17 protein-coding genes are annotated in these 15,565 nt (G+C 63.5%); all 17 read right to left on the bottom strand.

The annotated features are described in order from the left end of the window. Positions 1-4: 4 nt before the first annotated feature. Positions 5-1,198 (bottom strand): tryptophan synthase subunit beta, encoded by a 1,194-nt coding sequence (gene trpB, locus P9255_RS04435; protein ID WP_309789192.1) that lies wholly within the window; start codon positions 1,196-1,198, stop codon positions 5-7. Between the two features lie 54 nt (positions 1,199-1,252). Further along, the gene (locus P9255_RS04430; protein WP_309765707.1) at positions 1,253-1,921 is read right to left on the bottom strand and encodes a phosphoribosylanthranilate isomerase; all 669 of its coding nucleotides are present in this window, start codon (positions 1,919-1,921) and stop codon (positions 1,253-1,255) included. Next, entirely contained in the window at positions 1,918-2,721 is an 804-nt protein-coding gene (gene truA, locus P9255_RS04425) for a tRNA pseudouridine(38-40) synthase TruA (RefSeq protein ID WP_309765706.1), read from the bottom strand. The genes P9255_RS04430 and truA overlap by 4 nt, the downstream gene beginning before the upstream one ends. A gap of 1 nt (position 2,722) precedes the next feature. Next, positions 2,723-4,645, bottom strand: a complete 1,923-nt coding sequence (locus P9255_RS04420; protein ID WP_309765705.1) for a FimV/HubP family polar landmark protein — start codon at positions 4,643-4,645, stop codon at positions 2,723-2,725. A gap of 173 nt (positions 4,646-4,818) precedes the next feature. After that, positions 4,819-5,940 (bottom strand): aspartate-semialdehyde dehydrogenase, encoded by a 1,122-nt coding sequence (asd, locus tag P9255_RS04415; RefSeq protein WP_309765704.1) that lies wholly within the window; start codon positions 5,938-5,940, stop codon positions 4,819-4,821. An 81-nt stretch (positions 5,941-6,021) separates the two neighbouring features. Next, positions 6,022-6,255 (bottom strand): hypothetical protein, encoded by a 234-nt coding sequence (locus tag P9255_RS04410; RefSeq protein ID WP_309789191.1) that lies wholly within the window; start codon positions 6,253-6,255, stop codon positions 6,022-6,024. A gap of 52 nt (positions 6,256-6,307) precedes the next feature. Continuing rightward, the gene (gene leuB, locus P9255_RS04405) at positions 6,308-7,375 is read right to left on the bottom strand and encodes a 3-isopropylmalate dehydrogenase (RefSeq protein WP_309765702.1); all 1,068 of its coding nucleotides are present in this window, start codon (positions 7,373-7,375) and stop codon (positions 6,308-6,310) included. Between the two features lie 31 nt (positions 7,376-7,406). Further along, positions 7,407-8,057 carry a 3-isopropylmalate dehydratase small subunit gene (gene leuD, locus P9255_RS04400; RefSeq protein WP_309765701.1) on the bottom strand — a complete coding sequence of 217 codons (651 nt, stop codon included), beginning with the start codon at positions 8,055-8,057 and terminating at the stop codon, positions 7,407-7,409. A 24-nt stretch (positions 8,058-8,081) separates the two neighbouring features. Continuing rightward, positions 8,082-9,491, bottom strand: a complete 1,410-nt coding sequence (gene leuC / locus P9255_RS04395) for a 3-isopropylmalate dehydratase large subunit (RefSeq protein ID WP_309765700.1) — start codon at positions 9,489-9,491, stop codon at positions 8,082-8,084. Positions 9,492-9,681: 190 nt separating this feature from the next. Further along, complete coding sequence (locus tag P9255_RS04390; protein WP_309765699.1) at positions 9,682-10,053, bottom strand: PIN domain-containing protein; 372 nt, start codon at positions 10,051-10,053, stop codon at positions 9,682-9,684. Then, positions 10,050-10,247, bottom strand: a complete 198-nt coding sequence (locus P9255_RS04385; RefSeq protein ID WP_309765698.1) for a type II toxin-antitoxin system VapB family antitoxin — start codon at positions 10,245-10,247, stop codon at positions 10,050-10,052. The genes P9255_RS04390 and P9255_RS04385 overlap by 4 nt, the downstream gene beginning before the upstream one ends. A 153-nt stretch (positions 10,248-10,400) precedes the next feature. Beyond that, positions 10,401-11,702, bottom strand: coding sequence for a citrate synthase (gene gltA, locus P9255_RS04380; protein WP_309789190.1), 1,302 nt, complete (start codon positions 11,700-11,702; stop codon positions 10,401-10,403). 156 nt (positions 11,703-11,858) lie between these two features. Then, positions 11,859-12,140: a succinate dehydrogenase assembly factor 2 gene (locus tag P9255_RS04375; RefSeq protein WP_309765696.1), complete on the bottom strand. Its 282-nt coding sequence runs from the start codon at positions 12,138-12,140 to the stop codon at positions 11,859-11,861. 13 nt (positions 12,141-12,153) lie between these two features. Continuing rightward, positions 12,154-12,858 (bottom strand): succinate dehydrogenase iron-sulfur subunit, encoded by a 705-nt coding sequence (locus tag P9255_RS04370; protein ID WP_035968879.1) that lies wholly within the window; start codon positions 12,856-12,858, stop codon positions 12,154-12,156. A 16-nt stretch (positions 12,859-12,874) separates the two neighbouring features. Further along, positions 12,875-14,650, bottom strand: a complete 1,776-nt coding sequence (gene sdhA / locus P9255_RS04365) for a succinate dehydrogenase flavoprotein subunit (RefSeq protein WP_309765695.1) — start codon at positions 14,648-14,650, stop codon at positions 12,875-12,877. A gap of 5 nt (positions 14,651-14,655) precedes the next feature. Next, entirely contained in the window at positions 14,656-15,024 is a 369-nt protein-coding gene (gene sdhD / locus P9255_RS04360; RefSeq protein ID WP_309765694.1) for a succinate dehydrogenase, hydrophobic membrane anchor protein, read from the bottom strand. A 2-nt stretch (positions 15,025-15,026) separates the two neighbouring features. Continuing rightward, on the bottom strand, positions 15,027-15,437 hold the full coding sequence (gene sdhC, locus P9255_RS04355) for a succinate dehydrogenase, cytochrome b556 subunit (RefSeq protein ID WP_309765693.1): 411 nt from the start codon (positions 15,435-15,437) through the stop codon (positions 15,027-15,029). Between the last annotated feature and the right edge of the window lie 128 nt (positions 15,438-15,565).

The raw sequence follows: 15,565 nt of genomic DNA, 5'->3' as shown, positions 1-15,565 counted from the left end.
CGGCTTAGAACTGAATGCCCGATCGCTCCGCGACCGTGTGCATGTCCTTGTCGCCGCGGCCGGACAGGTTGACGAGCAGCACCTTGTCGCGCGGCAGCGTCTTCGCGAGCTTCGCGCCGTAGGCAAGCGCGTGGCCTGATTCCAGCGCCGGAATGATGCCCTCGATACGGCAGCAGTCGTGGAACGCCTTTAGCGCTTCGTCGTCCGTGATGCCGACGTACTCGGCGCGGCCCGCATCCTTGAGCCACGCGTGCTCGGGACCGACGCCCGGATAATCCAGCCCCGCCGACACCGAATGCGTCTCGATGATCTGGCCGTTGTCGTCCTGCAGCAGGTAGGTGCGGTTGCCGTGCAGGACGCCGGGACTGCCGCCCATCAACGAGGCCGCGTGACGGCCCGTGTCGATGCCGTCGCCCGCCGCCTCGACGCCGATCAGCCGCACGTCCTTGTCTTCGATATACGGATAGAAGATGCCCATCGCGTTCGATCCGCCGCCCACGCACGCGATCACCGCGTCCGGCTGACGGCCCGCCATCTCGGGCATCTGCACGCGGCATTCGTCGCCGATCACGCGCTGGAAGTCGCGCACCATCATCGGATAAGGATGCGGTCCCGCCACCGTGCCGATGATGTAAAACGTGTTTTCGACGTTCGTGACCCAGTCGCGCATGGCTTCGTTGAGCGCGTCCTTCAGCGTGCGCGAGCCGGACTCGACCGGCACGACGGTCGCGCCCAGCAGCTTCATGCGATAGACGTTCGCCGCTTGCCGCCGCACGTCTTCCGCGCCCATATAGACGACACATTCCATCCCGAAACGCGCCGCGATGGTCGCTGTCGCGACGCCGTGCTGGCCCGCGCCGGTCTCGGCGATCACGCGCGGCTTGCCCATCTTGCGCGCGAGCAGCGCCTGGCCGATCACGTTGTTGACCTTGTGCGCGCCCGTGTGATTCAGGTCTTCCCGCTTCAGATAAAGCTGCGCGCCGCCAAGCATGTCGCTCCAGCGTTTTGCGTGATAGATCGGGGAAGGACGGCCGACGTAATGCTTCAGTTCGTAGTCGTATTCGGCCTGGAACTCGGGGTCCTGGCGGGCCGCGTCATAGGCGCGGCGCAGTTCGTCGAGTGCATGAATGAGCGTTTCGGAAACGAATACGCCGCCATACTGGCCGAAATGGCCTCTTTCGTCAGGCAAGTTGTACATTGCGTCACTCTCTCGGTGGCGGGCCGACAGTTCGGGTCAGCGCCGCGTTCGGAATCAGCCGGCGTCCGCTTCGCGCACCGCGCGCACGAACGCCGTCATTCGGGCGGGATCTTTCACGCCCTTCGCGCCCGGCACTTCGATGCCGCTGGAGACATCGACCGCGAACGGGCGCACGCGCCGGATGGCGTCACTGACGTTTTGCGTGTTCAACCCACCACTCAAAACGGCCCGATGCCCGAGATCTGTTGGGATAAGTGACCAATCGAATACCTTTCCGCCGCCGCCGAAGCCCTCGACGAGCGCGTCGAGCAGAATGCCGCCTGCGGCTGCATATTTAAGCGACGATTCTACCAAATCGCTTGCGGCCGCATCAGGCCCGACACGCACTGCGCGCCAATAGGGCAAACCCGCAATCGCGGCGAGTTCGGCGCATCGTTCCGGCGTTTCGTCGCCGTGAAACTGCAGGAGCGAAAGCGGCACGCTGGATGTGACTTCCTCGATCCATTCTGGCGTCGCGTTGACGAACAGGCCGACTGCGGCCACTAGCGGCGGCACGTGCCGCGCGAGATCGACGGCCTGCGAAACGCTCACCGAACGGGGGCTCGGCGGGTAGAAGACGAAACCCACCGCGTCCGCGCCGAGCGCGACGGCGTGCTTCACGTCGTCCGCGCGCGAAAGCCCGCAGAGCTTGACTCTCGTTCTATGCAAATCCTGGTTACTCATGTCTGATCGGCCCAGATGGCGCTCCACGGCATGCTCGCGGTATGCGGCGGCGGCACTCCGAAGCGTTCGGGATAGCCGACTGCCGCCAGATAAAGCCCGTCGGGCATGAAAGTCGGTGCGGCGGCGCGACGGTCGCGGGCGGCGAGAACGTCGGCCATCCACGAAACGGGGTGCCGGCCGCGTCCGATCGCGACGAAGCATCCCATCAGGTTGCGCACCATGTGATGCAGGAACGCGTTGGCGCGAAAGCGGAAGTGGACGAAATTCCCCTGTTCGCGCACATCGATGCAATACACGTGCTTGACCGGCGTCTTCGACTGGCAGTCGGCCGCGCGAAACGACGAGAAATCGTGCTCGCCGACGAGACACGCGGCGGCGTCGCGCATTGCGGCAACGTCGAGCGGCGTGTGCACCCAGCCCGCGCGTTTCGCGAGCATGGGTGAACGCACCGGGTTGACGTACAACACGTAATAGTAGGTGCGCTCGAAGGCCGCGAAACGCGCGTGAAAATCGTCGGGCATCGGCTTGGCCCACTGCACCGCGACCGTTTCCGGCAGAAACGCGTTGGTGCCGCGCACCCAGGAGAATTCGGCGCGATCGAGCTCCGTATCGAAGTGGACGACTTGACCGAGCCCGTGCACGCCCGTATCCGTTCGTCCCGCGACGACCGTCTGCAGCGGCCGCTGTGCAAATTCCGCGAGCGCGCGTTCAAGTTCGTTCTGCACCGTGTTGCCGTGCGGTTGCGATTGCCACCCGCTGAACGCGGCGCCGTCGTACTGAATGCCTAACGCGATGCGCATGTCAGGAATGCGGCGCGAGCGTCGAGAGCAGCGCGGCGGCTTGCTGGCGCGTGGCCGTATCGTTCGATGCGATGACTTCCTGCAGCAACGTGCGCGCGCCGCCGAGATCGCCCAGTTCGATATATTCGACGGCCAGCTCCAGCTTGTTGCGCGCAATCGTCGCGAGTTGCGCCGGGGTCAGCGACGGCAGCGGCTCGCTGTGGCTCGACGGCAAATCCAGGTTGAAATCCAGGCTGAGCGGTCCGAACTGCGTCGCGCCAAGTCCCGCCACGGACGCAGGGCCGGCCGTGCCCGCTTCGATCTGCGCGGCGGCGGACAGCGGCTCCGCTTTCGGCGGATGCGCGATATCCGTCTCGGCGACCGGCTGCGGCACGAAGGGCACCGGTTCGATCGGCGTCTGCCGGTCTTGCAGCGCAGGCTCCGCATCGGCAACGGCGGGCGTCGCGAGCGTCAGTTCCATGCGCGGCGGCAAACCGAGGTCGAGCGAATCCAGCGCCTCGACCGCCTCGGTCGGAAATTTGGGCATCGGGAAACGATCGCCGGGCGCCGGTTCGCCGTCTTCCGCGGGTTCTTCCTGATGCGCGTCGCGATGCGCCGCGTGTTCGGCCTGCGCCTGTGCATCCCGCAATTCGGCCTCGCGCGCGATGATCTCCCGCGCTGCGGCCTCTCGGGCCTGCTGCGCCTGCGCTTCCTGTTCGGCGGCTTCGCGGGCGTCGCCTTCGCGGCGCGCTATTTCAGCGGCGAGCGCATCCCGCGCCGCTGCTTCGCGTGCGCGAATTTCGCGTTCTTCGGCCTCCTGCGTCGCGGCTTGCAGGGCCGCCGCCTGGCGTTCTTCAGCTTCCCATTTTTCGGCCTCGCGTGCCGCGGCTTCGCGCGCGGCGATTTCGCGGTCGTGGGCTTCACGTTCCTGTTCGTCCTCCGAAGCCGCGTGTGGCGGCGGCACGAAGCCGGCGTGAAGCGCGGCGGGCGGCGACGGCACGAACGGCGCGGACGGCGCGGCGGGTTGGGTTCCCGTTTCGACGGACGGGGCGGCATTGTCGTCGGATGGCGCGGCGAACGACTGAGCCGCCTCATAGCTTTCGATGCTCGCCGCCACCGCGTTCAGTTCCGACTCGTCGCGCTGGACCGCCTTGCCTTCGAGATCGGCAGCGCCCGTGTCCGCGAGTCGTGCAGGAAAAGCGGGCGTGACCGTCGGGCGCTGACGACGCTTCGCGTCGGCCTCGGCTTGCGCATTTGCCCGCCGACGCCGCGCGCTGCGCCACATCATCAGGAGGAACAGCAGCACGAGTACCGCGATCGCGAGACCCAGCAGCATCGGATCGAGACCGACACGGCGCGCAGGCGTGGTTTCGGCGATCGCTGCGCTAGCCGCCGGTTCGACGGCCGGCGCGGTCTGTGGCTCCGACGCCGGCTCAACGGCGGAAGCCGGCTCGACGCCCGCTGCCGCCGGCGCAACGTCGGACGCCGCTTCAGCCGTCACTTCCGGCGCAGACGTCGCGGGCGCTGTGGGAGCGGCCACAGGCGCACTGGACTGATCCGTGCCGACAGGACCCTGCGGCGCCGATGCCCCGCCCGTATCGCTCGCCGGAACGTTCAGCACTGCGCCGAGCTTGAGCCTGTTGATGTCGTGGCCCGCGAACGCGTTCGGATTCGCATCGAAGAGCGCACGCGCCATCTTCTCCCTGACGGCGCGCTCTTTGGAACCGGTGAGTTCGCCGGCAACGTCGCTGAGCGACTGTCCGGGCTTGACCGTGTACCGCTGGCCGGGCGCGACGGCCACCGAGGCGTTGTCCGCGGCTGCACCGCTTGCCTGCGCGAGCGCCGCGCCGGGGTTCGTCCAGAGCAGCGTGCAGATGGCGACGCTTGCCGCGGCGAGCGCCGCACGCGATGACGGGATGAAGGACCGGCGGGGTCGTCGAATCATTGAAACTCCAAGGTACGGCAAAAAATTGAAACAGGAACGCAGAACGAGAGCCGAAACCGGTGGCGTCCGGCGTCCGCACGCAGTCGCAAGAACGGGCCGCAGAAAACAAAAAAGCGCCGCGATTAACGCGACGCTTTTTCTTCGAGTCCGCGCTTTCTGGCGCGTAGTTTACTTTACTTGTCCAACAGAATGCGAAGCATGCGGCGCAGTGGCTCGGCAGCGCCCCACAGAAGCTGGTCGCCGACCGTGAACGCCGACAGATACTCCCCGCCCATCGCGAGCTTGCGCAGACGGCCCACCGGCACCGTCAGCGTGCCTGTGACCACGGCGGGCGACAGATCGCGCATCGACGCTTCGCGCTCGTTGGGCACGACCTTCACCCAGTCGTTCGCGGAAGCGAGAATGCCGTTGATTTCGTCGAGCGGCACGTCCTTGTTCAGTTTGATGGTCAGAGCCTGCGAGTGGCAACGCATTGCGCCGATCCGCACGCAGAGGCCATCGACGGGAATCGAACCCGGCTCGCCCATGGCAGGCTTGCCCAGAATCTTGTTGGTTTCCGCGCCGCCCTTCCACTCTTCCTTCGACATGCCGTTGCCGAGATCCTTGTCGATCCACGGAATCAGCGAGCCGGCGAGCGGCACGCCGAAATGCTCGGTCGGCATGGCGTCACTGTTCATGGTCGACAGAACCTTGCGGTCAATGTCCAGAATGGCCGACGACGGATTCGCGAGATCGCCCGCCACGGACGCGTTCAGCGCGCCCATTTGCGACAGCAGTTCGCGCATGTTCTGCGCACCCGCGCCCGACGCGGCCTGATAGGTCATGGCCGTCATCCAGTCGACGAGGTTCTCGCGGAACAGGCCGCCCAGCGCCATCAGCATCAGGCTGACCGTGCAGTTGCCGCCGACGAAATCGCGCCCGCCCTTGACGAGCGAATCCTTGATGACGTTCAGGTTGACCGGATCGAGAATGATGACCGCGTCGTCCTTCATGCGCAGCGCCGACGCCGCGTCGATCCAGTAGCCCTTCCAGCCCGCCGCGCGCAGCTTCGGATACACGTCGTTGGTGTAGTCGCCGCCCTGGCAGGTGATGATGGCGTCGCACTTCTTCAGGTCGTCGATGCTCGTTGCGTCCTTGAGCTTCGTCTCGTTTTTGGCGAACGACGGCGCGTTGCCGCCCGCATTGCTGGTGCTGAAAAACACCGGTTCGATCAGGTCGAAATCGCCTTCCTGCTGCATGCGCTGCATCAGGACGCTGCCGACCATACCGCGCCAACCAACGAGACCTACGTTCATGACTAACCTTATGTGTGGATTCTTCCCCGCATCCTTGCCCGGCGTGGCCGCGCGGGGAAGACGCTCGGACACGAGGGACGATCAGCGAATCGTGATCGCTTTGATGGAGATTTTCGTAATGCGCGTTTTCGACGTGGCAATGACGTCGATGCGCTTGACGATGGCGAGACCCGTCGCGCGAGCGTCGATGCCGCGACCGATGGAATCCGTAGAGAATTGAGAGTGCTTCGCCATGGCCAAACAATATACACGATATGCGGTGCGTTCGTCCGCAGTTACGCCATGCGTCCCGAATCGATTCGGATAACGCGTCAATGCTACCGATTCGGCCGCCCTGAAAGAAACGGCCGATCGTTTCAGCAAGCGATTACAGCGCGGCGAGCACTGCCTCGCCCATTTCCTTCGTGCCGACGGTCTTGCCGTCCTGCGTCGCGATATCGCCGGTGCGGTAGCCCTGCTCCAGCACCTTCTTCACCGCGCTTTCGATGCGGTCCGCCTGCTCGGCTTTCCCGAGCGAATAGCGGAGCATCATGGCCGCCGACAGGATGGTCGCCAGCGGATTGGCCACGCCCTTGCCCGCGATATCGGGCGCGGAACCGTGCGACGGCTCGTACAGGCCCTTGTTGTTCTTGTCGAGCGACGCGGACGGCAGCATGCCGATCGAGCCGGTCAGCATCGCGGCTTCGTCCGAGAGGATGTCGCCGAACATGTTGCCGGTCACGACGACGTCGAACGCCTTCGGCGCCTTGACGAGCTGCATCGCCGCATTATCGACATACATATGCGACAGCTCGACGTCCGGGTATTCCTTCGCGACGTCGATCATCGTGTCGCGCCACAGTTGCGAGGTTTCCAGCACGTTGGCCTTGTCGACGCTCGTCAGCTTCTTCTGGCGCTTCTGCGCGGCGGCGAACGCCACGTGCGCGATGCGGCGCACTTCCGGCTCCGAATAGCGCATCGTGTCGAAGCCTTCGCGCGCGCCTTCGAACGGGCCGTCCGGAGCCTGACGCACCCCGCGCGGCTGGCCGAAGTAGATGTCGCCGTTCAGTTCGCGCACGATCAGAATGTCGAGTCCCGACACGATCTCCGGCTTAAGCGACGAAGCGGCCGTCAATTGCGGATAGCAGATAGCCGGGCGGAAGTTCGCGAACAGTTGCAGATGCTTGCGCAGTCCGAGGATGGCCTGTTCGGGACGCAGCGCGCGCTCGAGCGTGTCGTACTTCCAGTCGCCGACTGCGCCGAAGAGGATTGCATCGGCTTCTTTCGCGAGCGCAAGCGTCGATTCCGGCAGCGGATGTCCATGGGCTTCATAACCCGCGCCGCCGACGGGCGCTTCTTCCAGCTCGAACTTTTCGCCGAGCGCGTTCAGGACTTTGACCGCTTCGGCCATGATTTCGGGGCCGATCCCGTCGCCGGGGAGCACTGCAATTTTCATCGTCTCTTCCTTCAACGTGTGCGCGCGCCGATTATCCGATCACGCGATTATTCAACCACGGCTGCTTCGCGAGCCGCTCCGCTTCGAACGCCTTGATCTTGTCCGCATGACGCAGCGTCAGACCGATATCGTCGAAACCGTTCAGCAGACAGAATTTGCGGAAGCCGGGGACTTCGAACGGATATTCGGCGCCGTCGCCGGTTCGCACGACTTGGGCTTCGAGATCGATCGTCAGCTTGAAGCCGACGAACGCATACGTCTCGTTGAAAAGTTTGTCCACCTGCTGCTCCGACAGCACGACCGGCAACAGGCCGTTCTTGAAGCAGTTGTTATAGAAAATGTCCGCGAAACTCGGGGCGATGATCGCGCGAAAACCGTACTGATCCAGCGCCCACGGCGCGTGCTCCCGCGAACTGCCGCAGCCGAAGTTCTTGCGCGTCAGCAGAATCGACGCGCCCTGATAGCGCGGCTGGTTCAGCACGAAGTCCGGATTGAGCGGACGCGTGCTGTTGTCCTGCCCGGGCTGGCCGACATCGAGATAACGCCATTCGTCGAAGGCATTCGGGCCGAAGCCCGTGCGCTTGATGGACTTGAGAAACTGCTTGGGGATGATCGCGTCGGTGTCGACGTTCTCGCGATCCAGCGGCGCCACGAGCCCGCTATGAACAGTGAATTTTTCCATGGTCTTTCTCAGTATCCCGATTGATCACGCGAGCTTGCGAACATCGACGAAATGGCCTTCGATCGCGGCGGCGGCGGCCATCGCCGGACTGACCAGATGCGTGCGGCCGCCCGCGCCCTGACGTCCTTCGAAGTTGCGGTTCGACGTGGACGCGCAGCGCTCGCCCGGATCCAGCCGGTCGGCATTCATCGCGAGGCACATCGAGCAACCCGGCTCGCGCCATTCGAAACCGGCGTTCGTGAAGATCTTGTCGAGCCCTTCGCGCTCGGCCTGCGCCTTCACGAGACCCGAACCCGGCACCACCATCGCGAGCCGCACGCTCGGCGCAACGCGCTTGCCGAGCGACTTCACCACATACGCCGCCGCGCGCAGGTCTTCGATGCGCGCGTTCGTGCATGAGCCGATGAAAATCTTGTCCGGCTTGATCGATTCGATCGGCGTGTTCGGCTGCAGCGCCATGTAGGTCAGCGCGCGTTCCATCGCGTCGCGCTTGACGGGATCTTTTTCACGCTCGGGATCAGGCACGCGGCCGTCGATCGACGTCACCATTTCCGGCGACGTGCCCCACGTCACCTGCGGCACGATCTCGGCGGCGTTGATCTCGACGACGCGATCGAACTGCGCGCCATCGTCCGAGTTGAACTGACGCCAGTATTCCACCGCCTGATCCCACTCGACGCCCTGCGGCGAATACGGCCGGTCCTTCAGATAGTTGATGGTCGTATCGTCGACGGCGACCATGCCCGCGCGCGCGCCCGCTTCGATCGCCATGTTGCAGACGGTCATGCGGCCTTCCATCGTCAGCGAGCGGATGGTCGAGCCGCCGAACTCGATTGCGTAACCCGTGCCGCCCGCCGTGCCGATCTTGCCGATGACCGCGAGCACGATGTCCTTCGCGGTGCAACCGCGCGGCAGCGGCCCTTCGACCTTGACGAGCATGTTCTTGCTCTTCTTCTGCAGAAGCGTCTGCGTGGCGAGGACGTGCTCGACTTCCGACGTGCCGATGCCGTGCGCGAGGGCGCCGAATGCGCCGTGCGTCGACGTATGCGAATCCCCGCAGACGATGGTCATGCCCGGCAGCGTCGCGCCCTGTTCCGGCCCGATGATGTGCACGATGCCCTGACGCAGATCGTTCATCTTGAACTGCGTGATGCCGAATTCATCGCAATTGGCGTCGAGCGTGTCGACCTGCAGCTTCGAGACCGGATCGGCGATGCCGTGCGAGCGGTCGGTCGTCGGAACGTTGTGGTCGGAGACGGCGAGATTCGCGCTGATGCGCCATACGGGGCGCTCGGCCAGCTTCAGACCTTCGAACGCTTGCGGGCTCGTGACTTCGTGGAGCAGATGACGATCGATATAGAGGATGGAGGTGCCGTCCTCTTCCGTGTGGATGACGTGCGTGTTCCACAACTTGTCGTAAAGAGTCTGTGACATGGTGAGCGCTTTCGTGGGTGACTGCGGGGTGTATTGGGAAGCGGCTTGTTGGACGATTATGCCACCTCCGCGCCGGCGCGTGGTACTAGGCTAGGCGAAAAAAGCGTGAAGAAACAGTGGGTTATCGTAGTGGTGGCGATACCTGGATGGGGAGTACCTGCCTGGGCGTTGTTGTTGCACCCGGATGCAATCAATGTCCAAGCATCGCGGCCAGACCAAGCTCCGATGCGACCTTGTGCAGGCGCTTGTCCCGCGTCCAGATGCTCACGCCCGCGCTTAAACGAGCGGACGCCAACAACGACGTGTCGACGAATCCAATGCCCCGGTTGAACAGCTTCTCCCGCTCGATCAGGAAAAAGACTTCCTCAGGCGTCGCCACAGACGCTTGGGGCAGATCGCGCAGCGCACCGAGCACGATATCGCGCGCGCGTAGGCTGCCGAGCGATATTTCCCCGATCACGAAGGGATGTGCCAGGACGCGTTCCTCGCTGAGCAGATCGACGAGCACGGGTTCCGAGGCGTTGATGTGGTCGATCCACACGGATGTATCGACGAGAATCATTCGGCGTCCTGCCGGCGACGCGGCGCTCCTTCGACGCCGGGCTGGCTTCCACCCAGACTGGCGAGGCGTCGGGCGGCCTCCCGCTGGATCAGGGCTTTGAGCGCCTCGCGGACGAGCGCCGATTTCTCGGCGACGCCGGTATAGGCTTGCGCCTTAGCGAGCAAATCGTCGTCGAGTGCGATGGTTGTACGCATGGATATCTCCTTTGTCAGGCACACATCGTAGCATCAAACGATGTCACCATGCGTGCCGATGGTGTCCACGCACAGGCCGCGCAAAAAGCAAAAAAGCCCCGGCAGTCACCCGCCGGGGCTTCGAAACGCACTCTGCTCTACCGCATCAACCGATCAACGCTTGTCGACAGCCTTCGCTTCACGCGGCGTCTGGCCGATGAACAACTGGCGCGGACGGCCGATCTTCTGCTCGGGGTCGGCGATCATCTCGTTCCACTGCGCGATCCAGCCCACCGTACGCGCCATCGCGAAGATGCACGTGAACATCGACGTCGGGATGCCCAGCGCGCGCTGCACGATGCCCGAGTAGAAGTCGACGTTCGGGTACAGCTTGCGCGACACGAAGTATTCGTCTTCCAGCGCGATCTTTTCCAGTTCCATCGCGAGCTTGAAGAGCGGGTCGTCGTGCAGGCCGAGCTCGTTCAGCACTTCGTGGCAGGTTTCGCGCATCAGCTTCGCGCGCGGGTCGTAGTTCTTGTAGACGCGGTGACCGAAGCCCATCAGCTTCACGCCCGAGTTCTTGTCCTTCACCTGCTTGATGAACTCGGGAATGTTGTCGACCGAGCCGATTTCCTCCAGCATGTTCAGCGCGGCTTCGTTCGCGCCGCCGTGCGCCGGGCCCCACAGACATGCGATGCCCGCAGCGATACACGCGAACGGATTCGCGCCCGACGAACCCGCGAGACGCACCGTCGACGTCGACGCGTTCTGCTCGTGGTCCGCGTGCAGAATCAGGATACGGTCGAGCGCTCGCACGAGCACGTCGTTGACCTTGTACTCTTCGCACGGGTTCGCGAACATCATGTGCATGAAGTTCGCGCTGTACGACAGCTCGTTGCGCGGATACACGAACGGCTGGCCGATGCTGAACTTGTACGCCATGGCGACGAGCGTCGGCAGCTTCGCAATCATGCGGATTGCGGAGACTTCGCGGTGACGCGGATCGTTGATGTTCAGCGAGTCGTGATAGAACGCCGACAGCGCGCCGACCGCCGCCGTCAGGACCGCCATCGGGTGCGCGTCGCGACGGAAGCCGCGGAAGAAGAAGTGCATCTGCTCGTGCACCATCGTGTGACGCGTTACCGTGTCCACGAATTCCTTGTTCTGCGCAGCCGTGGGCAACTCGCCCTTCAGCAGCAGATAGCAGGTCTCGAGAAAGTCGGCGTTCACGGCCAACTGCTCGATCGGGTAGCCGCGATACAGCAGCTCGCCCTTGTCGCCGTCGATGTAGGTGATCGCCGAATTGCACGCCGCCGTTAACATGAAGCCCGGGTCATACGTGAACTTGCCGGTCTGACCGTACAACTTGCGGATGTCGATCACGTCGGGGCCCATCGTGCCCTTGTAGATCGGCATTTCGACGCTCGGCGAGTTGTCGCTGAACGATAGCGTGGCTTTAACATCTGACGGGGTCATAGCACATCCTCAATCGAAGTATGGATACAGGTTTTCGATAATTTGCACGACGGAAGCTGCGCGGCAGGACTGCACGATCGACCGCTGTCTGCTCTCGGCCGCCTGGCGCCCGGACTCAGGGCGCATTGTGCAAAACTCCGGGGATTTCTGCCGAAATCACACGGAACGCAGCATCTGAATCACGCGAATCACGTCCGGCGTGGCAAGCTCGCCTTCCGGCTCGGTCCGTGCGAGCAGCAGGTCCATCAGTTCGTTGTCGCTCAGCTCCAGCAGGCGGGTCAGAGCGGCCACGTCGGCGTCACTGAGGTCATGCTCATATCGGCTGAAAAAACGCTCGAAGATCAGATCGTTTTCCAGCAGGCCGCGCCGTGCGCGCCACCGAAGGCGCGCGCGGCGAAGAGGGTCGGACTGGTGAGCGCTGTCTTGCTTGTCGACCATTGCATCGTCCCTTTCAGACAGCCCGGCGCACCATCAATTCCTTGATCTTGCCGATCGCCTTCGTCGGGTTGAGCCCCTTCGGGCACACGTCGACGCAGTTCATGATCGTGTGGCAACGGAACAGACGATACGGATCTTCCAGGTTGTCGAGGCGCTCGCCGGTTGCCTGGTCGCGGCTGTCCGCGATGAAGCGATAGGCTTGCAGCAAGCCCGCCGGTCCGACGAACTTGTCCGGATTCCACCAGAAGCTCGGGCACGACGTCGAGCAGCTCGCGCACAGAATGCACTCGTACAGGCCGTCCAGCTCGTCGCGCTCGACCGGCGACTGCAGACGCTCCTTCTCGGGCGGCGGCGTGTCGTTGATCAGGTACGGCTTGATCGAGTGATACTGGTTGAAGAACTGCGTGAAGTCGCAAATCAGGTCGCGCACGACCGGCAGGCCCGGCAGCGGACGCAGCACGATGCGCTCCGGCAGATCGTTCAGGTTCGTCAGGCACGCGAGGCCGTTCTTGCCGTTGATGTTCATCGCGTCCGAACCGCACACGCCTTCGCGGCACGAACGGCGGAACGACAAGGTTTCATCCAGCGCCTTCAGCTTTACCAATGCGTCCAGCAACATGCGTTCGTGCGAGTCGATTTCGAGCTCGTAACGCTGCATGCGCGGGGCCGCGTCCTTGTCCGGATCGTAGCGGTAGACTTCAAAAATACGTTTTGCCATTTCGATTCCCTTGCCCTTAGAAGGTGCGCGCCTTCGGCGGCACCGATTCGACCGTCAGCGGCTTCATCTGGACCGGCTTGTAGTCGAGGCGATTGCCTTCGCTGAACCACAGCGTATGGCGCATCCAGTTGTCGTCGTCGCGATGCTCGTAGTCGCTGTGCGCGTGCGCGCCGCGGCTTTCCTTGCGCGCTTCGGCCGAGACCATCGTCGCGCGGGCGACTTCGATCAGGTTCGCCAGTTCGAGCGCTTCGACCTTAGCGGTGTTGAACACCTTCGATTTGTCTTTCAGATGCACGTGCTTCACGCGCTCCGCCAGTTCCGCGATCTTGCCGACGCCTTCCGACAGCAGCTTCGACGTACGGAACACGCCGGCATGCGCCTGCATCGTCGAGCGGATGTCGTTCGCGATGTTCTGCGTGTATTCGCCCGAGGTCGACTTCTCCAGAACGGCGAGACGCTCGAGCGCGAAGTCGGCGGCATCGGCCGGCAGCGGCTTGTGCTCGCGCGATTCCTTCGCGTACTTGATGATGTGATTGCCCGCCGCGCGGCCGAACACCACCAGGTCGAGCAGCGAGTTCGTGCCCAGGCGGTTCGCGCCGTGGACCGACACGCACGAGCATTCGCCCACTGCGTAGAAGCCGTTCACCGGTTCGTTGTAGCCGTTCGACGTGCCGACGACCTGCCCGTGCATGTTCGTCGGAATCCCGCCCATCTGATAGTGGATGGTCGGAACGACGGGGATCGGCTCCTTGATGCAGTCGACGTTCGCGAACTTCAGCGCGATCTCGCGAATGGACGGCAGACGCTTCATGATCGTCTCGGCGCCGATGTGCGACAGGTCGAGCAGCACGTGATCCTTGTTCGGACCCACGCCACGGCCTTCCTTGATTTCCTGGTCCATCGAGCGCGAAACGAAGTCGCGCGGCGCCAGGTCCTTCAAGGTGGGCGCATAGCGCTCCATGAAGCGGTCGCCGTTCGAATTGCGCAGAATGCCGCCTTCGCCGCGCACGCCTTCGGTGATCAGCACGCCCGCGCCGGCCACGCCGGTCGGGTGGAACTGCCAGAACTCCATGTCCTGCAAAGCGATGCCCGAACGCGCCGCCATGCCGAGGCCGTCGCCCGTATTGATGAACGCATTCGTCGATGCCGCGAAGATGCGGCCCGCGCCGCCCGTGGCGAACAGCGTGGTCTTGCCTTCGAGGATATAGACTTCGCCCGTTTCCATCTCGAGCGCGGTCACGCCGAGCACGTCGCCGTCGGCGTCGCGGATCAGGTCCAGCGCCATCCATTCGACGAAGAAGTGCGTCTTGGCCGCGACGTTCTGCTGATACAGCGTGTGCAAGAGCGCGTGGCCGGTACGGTCCGCCGCGGCGCAAGCGCGCTGCACCGGCTTTTCGCCGTAGTTCGCGGTGTGGCCGCCGAACGGGCGCTGATAAATGGTGCCGTCCGCGTTGCGGTCGAACGGCATGCCCATGTGTTCGAGTTCGTAGACTGCGTTCGGCGCTTCACGGCACATGAACTCGATCGCGTCCTGGTCGCCGAGCCAGTCGGAGCCCTTGATCGTGTCGTAGAAGTGATAGTGCCAGTTGTCTTCGCTCATGTTGCCGAGCGATGCGCCGATGCCGCCTTGCGCCGCGACGGTGTGCGAGCGCGTCGGGAACACCTTCGACAGCACCGCGACCGACAGGCCCGCCCGCGCGAGTTGCAGCGATGCGCGCATGCCCGAGCCGCCCGCGCCGACGATGACCACGTCGAAACGGCGACGCGGCAGGGAAGTCTTGATTGCAGCCATGTTCTTTAAACTCTCCAGAGAATCTGTGCAGCGTAGCCGGCGCATCCGATGAGCCAGAGCACGGTCAGCACCGTCAGGAACAGGCGCAGGCCGACCGGCTTCACGTAATCCATCCAGATGTCGCGCATGCCGACATACGCGTGATAGAAGAGCGAAAGCAAGGCTACGAAAGTGGCGAGCTTCATCCACTGCATTGCGAAGATGGACGCCCAGCCTTCATAGGAGAAGTTGCGCGCGCCGAAGAACAGCACGAGCAGGACGAGCGTATAGACAGCAACGACGATGGCGGTAATGCGCTGCGCGAGCCATTCACCGAGGCCGTAGTGCGCGCCGACGACCAGGCGCTTCGGGCCGACTCTGTTTTGCGTACCCATTATTAGAAGGCTCCGAAAAGTTTCAACGCGACGACGAACGTCAGCAGCAGCGACACGACGAGCACCGCCAGCGCGGTCTGACGGCCGCCTTCCTTGTTCACGGCGACGTGGGTGTCGAGCACGAGAAAGCGGATGCCGGCGCAGAAGTGATGCAGATACGCCCAGGACAGCACGAGCGTGATGATCTTGACGATGGGGTGGGCCAGAAAGCCTTTGAATGCGTCGAAACTAATTTCCGACGTCAGACTCTGATCGAGCAGATAGAGAAGGAACGGCAGTGCAACGAAGAGCAGCAAGCCGCTGATACGGTGCAGGATGGAGACCTTCCCTGCTAGCGGCAAGCGATATTTCGCAATCTGTCCAAGCCCGATGTTCCGGTACTCGGGCCTTGGTTTTTTTACGGCTTCAGCCATGCTAGACCCCAACTTGTTATTACACTAACCCGCGATTTTAGCGCCTTTTTATTTCACGCTGCAGGGAAAACCCGCCCAAGAGACTATTGCTGCACGCGTGAAAATGGCGAACGTGAATGCTTTGTCGA

The sequence above is a fragment of the Caballeronia sp. LZ019 genome (assembly GCF_031450825.1).
Lineage (GTDB): Bacteria > Pseudomonadota > Gammaproteobacteria > Burkholderiales > Burkholderiaceae > Caballeronia.
Note: the sequence above shows the minus strand (reverse complement) of the source record. Positions and strands in the feature narration are given on the sequence as shown.

Bases quoted from the DNA above. Each gene is read 5' to 3' on its own strand.
- sdhC (WP_309765693.1), bottom strand. From the start codon at position 15,437: ATGGCTGAAGCCGTAAAAAAACCAAGGCCCGAGTACCGGAACATCGGG.
- leuD (WP_309765701.1), bottom strand. From the start codon at position 8,057: ATGGAAAAATTCACTGTTCATAGCGGGCTCGTGGCGCCGCTGGATCGC.
- sdhD (WP_309765694.1), bottom strand. From the start codon at position 15,024: ATGGGTACGCAAAACAGAGTCGGCCCGAAGCGCCTGGTCGTCGGCGCG.
- asd (WP_309765704.1), bottom strand. From the start codon at position 5,940: ATGAACGTAGGTCTCGTTGGTTGGCGCGGTATGGTCGGCAGCGTCCTG.
- gltA (WP_309789190.1), bottom strand. From the start codon at position 11,702: ATGACCCCGTCAGATGTTAAAGCCACGCTATCGTTCAGCGACAACTCG.
- P9255_RS04390 (WP_309765699.1), bottom strand. From the start codon at position 10,053: ATGATTCTCGTCGATACATCCGTGTGGATCGACCACATCAACGCCTCG.
- P9255_RS04430 (WP_309765707.1), bottom strand. From the start codon at position 1,921: ATGAGTAACCAGGATTTGCATAGAACGAGAGTCAAGCTCTGCGGGCTT.
- leuC (WP_309765700.1), bottom strand. From the start codon at position 9,491: ATGTCACAGACTCTTTACGACAAGTTGTGGAACACGCACGTCATCCAC.
- P9255_RS04385 (WP_309765698.1), bottom strand. From the start codon at position 10,247: ATGCGTACAACCATCGCACTCGACGACGATTTGCTCGCTAAGGCGCAA.
- leuB (WP_309765702.1), bottom strand. From the start codon at position 7,375: ATGAAAATTGCAGTGCTCCCCGGCGACGGGATCGGCCCCGAAATCATG.
- truA (WP_309765706.1), bottom strand. From the start codon at position 2,721: ATGCGCATCGCGTTAGGCATTCAGTACGACGGCGCCGCGTTCAGCGGG.
- trpB (WP_309789192.1), bottom strand. From the start codon at position 1,198: ATGTACAACTTGCCTGACGAAAGAGGCCATTTCGGCCAGTATGGCGGC.
- P9255_RS04420 (WP_309765705.1), bottom strand. From the start codon at position 4,645: ATGATTCGACGACCCCGCCGGTCCTTCATCCCGTCATCGCGTGCGGCG.
- P9255_RS04375 (WP_309765696.1), bottom strand. From the start codon at position 12,140: ATGGTCGACAAGCAAGACAGCGCTCACCAGTCCGACCCTCTTCGCCGC.
- P9255_RS04370 (WP_035968879.1), bottom strand. From the start codon at position 12,858: ATGGCAAAACGTATTTTTGAAGTCTACCGCTACGATCCGGACAAGGAC.
- sdhA (WP_309765695.1), bottom strand. From the start codon at position 14,650: ATGGCTGCAATCAAGACTTCCCTGCCGCGTCGCCGTTTCGACGTGGTC.